This window comes from Nocardioides sp. REDSEA-S30_B4, assembly GCF_001627265.1.
GTDB lineage: Bacteria > Actinomycetota > Actinomycetes > Propionibacteriales > Nocardioidaceae > Nocardioides.
In genome coordinates, this window is sequence record NZ_LUPI01000056.1 from 1 (window position 1) to 3,804 (window position 3,804).

At 76.4% G+C, this 3,804-nt stretch carries 4 protein-coding genes; 3 read left to right on the forward strand and 1 reads right to left on the reverse strand.

Annotation, left to right across the window (positions count from 1 at the left end):
• Positions 1-1,723: S8 family serine peptidase (locus A6R01_RS11740; protein ID WP_292606055.1), on the reverse strand; the 1,723-nt coding region annotated here is incomplete at its 3' end.
• Positions 1,724-1,804: 81 nt separating this feature from the next.
• Between A6R01_RS11740 and A6R01_RS11745 the strand changes: the two genes are divergently transcribed.
• From A6R01_RS11745 to A6R01_RS11755, 3 genes are all read left to right on the forward strand, one after another.
• Positions 1,805-2,449: an HAD hydrolase-like protein gene (locus A6R01_RS11745; RefSeq protein WP_292606057.1), complete on the forward strand. Its 645-nt coding sequence runs from the start codon at positions 1,805-1,807 to the stop codon at positions 2,447-2,449.
• The gene (locus A6R01_RS11750) at positions 2,446-3,162 is read left to right on the forward strand and encodes a M50 family metallopeptidase (protein WP_292606059.1); all 717 of its coding nucleotides are present in this window, start codon (positions 2,446-2,448) and stop codon (positions 3,160-3,162) included. The genes A6R01_RS11745 and A6R01_RS11750 overlap by 4 nt, the downstream gene beginning before the upstream one ends.
• Before the next feature lie 104 nt (positions 3,163-3,266).
• Positions 3,267-3,662 (forward strand): cold-shock protein, encoded by a 396-nt coding sequence (locus A6R01_RS11755; RefSeq protein WP_292606061.1) that lies wholly within the window; start codon positions 3,267-3,269, stop codon positions 3,660-3,662.
• The last annotated feature ends 142 nt before the right edge of the window (positions 3,663-3,804 follow it).

A 3,804-nucleotide genomic window follows, 5' to 3' on the forward strand; every position in this document is an offset into this window, starting at 1 on the left:
GGCGGGCGGCGGTGCCGCTGACCCAGGCCGCGGCCGCGGAGGTGCCACCGAGGAACTGCCAGCCCTCGCCACCGGGCACCGCGCCCAGGACGCCGTCGCCGGGAGCGACCACGTCCGGCTTCGGGTACGCCGCCGCCGGGCTGCCCGTGCTGGACCACTCGAGCACGCGGGGGACCGCGCGGGTCACGGGGCGGGAGGCGAGGACGACGCGGCCGCGGGGGTGCCTCGCGGCCCAGGAGACCAGGCGACGACCGTCGCCGACCGCGAGGTGGACGGTGGGCACCGCGTGCAGGTCGGCCGAGAGACCACCGGGGTCGGTGTTGACCAGCACCATGCCGACCCCGTCGGCATCGGCGACGGTCTGGGACTTGTCGACGCGTCCGACGCCGCCGCGCTCGCAGAGCACGATGCGCCCGGCGACGACCGCGGTGTCGAGGGAGCCGGGCTCGCAGCGTCGCGCCTCGCCGCGGGAGACGCCACGTGCGGCGGCGTCGGCGCCCCGGACGAGGCGGGCCCGCACGGGCTCGGTCGGGGAGGTCATCGCCCCCACGAGGCGGGTGCCGCCCCCCAGCCGCACCTCGCCGCGCCGGACGGTGCCGGTGCCGGCTCCGACGGTCGTGACCCAGGGCGAGGAGTGTGCGGTGCCGCCCACGGCGTCGCCGCCGGCGGCGGCGACGACCACGACGTCGGCCTCGGCGGCCCCCAGGAGAGCGAGCTCGACCGTGTCGAGGGTGGAGGGGCCGGCGACGGACAGGTTGAGCACGTCGACCCCGTCGGCGACGGCGCGGTCGATGGCGGCGACGAGGTCGGCGGTCGAGCAGCCGTCGTCGGCGGGGTCGGGCGCGGTCCAGCAGGCCTTGTAGACGCCGACCTGGGCGTCGGGAGCGATGCCGGCGTACCTGCCGACCTCGCTGCCGCGCACGCGCACGGGGACGTCGGCGTTGCCGGCGGCGATCGAGGCGACCTGGGTGCCGTGACCCACGTCGTCGACGGGGGAGAGGCGGGCCCGGCTGCCCAGCCGGTCACGCCCGAAGCCGTCGACGAACCAACGGCCCGCGACCACCTTGTCGGTGCACCAGCCCGGACCCCAGGACGGCTCGGCGACGCAGGTCGGCGCCTCCCCGGCCCCGCGGCTGACCCGGGCGGTGGCGGCGAAGAGGGGGGTGTCGGGGTCCAGCCCGGTGTCGACCACGCCGACCAGCACGCCCTCGCCACCGCGGCGCGCGCCACCGGGGCTCAGGCGGGCTGGGTCCGTCTCGAGGTCGCGGCCGGCCAGGCGACGGACCTCGGCCGGCTCCACCCGGGCGACGCCCGGGGCGGTGACCAGGTCGCGCGCCTGGGCGGCGGTGAGCTCCACGGCCAGGCCGTTGAGAGCGGTGGAGTAGCGGTAGACCGGGGTGGTGCCGTCGAGCCGGGCGAGCACGGCGTCCTGCTGGGCGCGGATCCGCCAGCGGGCGATCTCGGTGGCCGGCCCCGGCGGCGCCGCGGCCAGGCCGGGGCCCTCCATGGTCACCAGGTGCAGCCTGGTCGCGTCGGCGGCAGCGGCGGGGGCCGCGCCGAGCGCGACCGGGAGCGCGAGCGACGCCAGCGCCGTGCTGAGGCCGAGGGCCGCGCCGGACAGGGCAGCGCGCAGTCGCACGCGGCGGCTGCGGCTGGTGGGCACGGTGGCACCTCGTCGTACGTCGGGGCGGTCGGGCCGGCCGTCGGGGGCCGGACTCACCATTGTGACCGATGGTGCCGACGAGGACAGCCGGACGGTCGAACCGCCTCCTCCACCCCTGGGACGCACACCTAGGCTCGTGCCGTGAGCCAGGACCTGCCCCGCCCGACCGGTCCCGTCGTGGGCTTCGACCTCGACATGACGCTGATCGACACCGCGCCCGGGTTCGGCGAGGTGCTGCGGGTGCTGGGGCGCGAGCTGGGCGTCGACTTCCCGGTGGCGCGGATGACCGAGCGGCTGGGCCCGCCGCTGGAGCACCTCCTGGCCGACCACCTGCCGCCCGACCAGGTGGGTCCGGCGGGGGACCGCTTCCGCGCGCTCTACCCCGGCCACGCCATCGCCACGGTGCCCACGCTGCCCGGGGCGAGGGAGGCCATCGGAGCGGTGCGCAGGCACGCGGGGCGCGTCCTGGTCGTCACCGGCAAGTACGCCCCCAACGCACGCCTGCACCTGGACCACCTCGGTCTGGAGGTGGACCGCCTGGAGGGCTGGGTGTGGGGCGCAGGCAAGGCCGACGTGCTGCGCGAGGAGGGCGCCGGCATCTACGTCGGCGACCACGTCCACGACGTCGAGGGGGCGCGGGCCGCCGGTGCCCTGAGCGTCTCGGTGCTCACCGGTGGCTGCGAGCGGGCCGAGCTCCTCGACGCCGGCACCGACGTCGTGCTGGCGTCCCTGCACGAGTTCCCCGACTGGCTCGACGACCACGTGGCGCAGCGGCCCGCCTCGTGACCGGCTGGGACCGTCTCTGGGACGACCTGACCTCGCGCCAGCCGCTGCCCGACCCGGCCGTGGTCCTGGCCGCCGGCGCGGTCGCGCTGGCGCTCGTGCTGTGGCGCGGCTCGTGGCCGCGGGTGCGGCTGCTGGTCACCGTCGTGCACGAGGCCGGCCACGCGCTCGTCGCGCTCCTCGTGGGGCGGCGCCTGCAGGGCATCCGACTGCACTCCGACACCAGTGGGGTGACCGTCTCGCGCGGGCGCCCCACGGGGCCGGGGATGGTCGTGATGCTGGCTGCCGGGTACCTCGCCCCCGCGGTCCTCGGCCTCGGTGCCGCGCTGCTGCTGGCCGACGGGCGCGCGCTCCTGCTGCTCTGGTCCCTGTCGTTGCTGCTCCTGCTGGTGCTGCTGTGGATCCGCAACGGCTTCGGGCTGCTGGTGGTCGTGGTCGTGCTGGCCGGCACCGTCGCGGTCACCTGGTACGCCGACGCCCGCACCCAGTCCGCCCTCGCGCTCCTCCTCGCCTGGCTGCTGCTCCTCGCCGCGCCCCGCCCGCTGGTCGAGCTGCTCGTCGGGGGCAGCGCCGGCCGCCGCGGCTCCGACCCCGACCAGCTGGCCCGGCTGACCCGGATCCCGTCGGTGCTGTGGACGCTGGTGCTGCTCGCGGCCAGCGTCAGCGGCCTGGTCGTGGGGGTCTCGACCCTGGCCCCGGACCTGCTGGCGCGCTGACCGCGCCGCGGATCCCGATGGCCGTCCCTGGCCCGGGCTGCTTATCCTTGCCCGGCTCCGGCAGACGCCGTGGCTCCCGACACCCAGACCGAGGAACGAGTGCAGTGCCGACTGGCAAGGTGAAGTGGTACGACGCCGAGAAGGGCTTCGGCTTCCTGTCCCAGGAGTCCGGACCCGACGTCTACGTGCGCGCGGAGGCGCTGCCCGAGGGCACCACGTCGTTGAAGCCGGGGACCAAGGTCGAGTTCGGCATCGCCCAGGGCCGCCGCGGCGACCAGGCGCTCCAGGTGCGTGTCCTCGACGCGCCCGCCTCGGTCAGCCGCAACCGTGCCGAGGCCAAGCGGAAGTCCCCGGACGCGATGGTCACCATCGTCGAGGACGTCATCCGCCTCCTCGACGCGACCTCCGAGGCCTACCGCCACGGCCGTCACCCCGACAAGGCCGCGGGCCGCCAGACCGCCAAGGTCCTCCGCGCCCTCGCCGACGAGCTCGACGCGTAGGCCCGGACCGCCGAGAGGTCGCTCACGCACGGCCGAGAGGTCACTCACGCACGGCCGAGAGGTCTGCGGGGTCAGAGGAATGTCGCAACACCCCCTGCCCCGAGGGGGATGTTGTGCCGACTCCACCGATGCCTGCTGACCA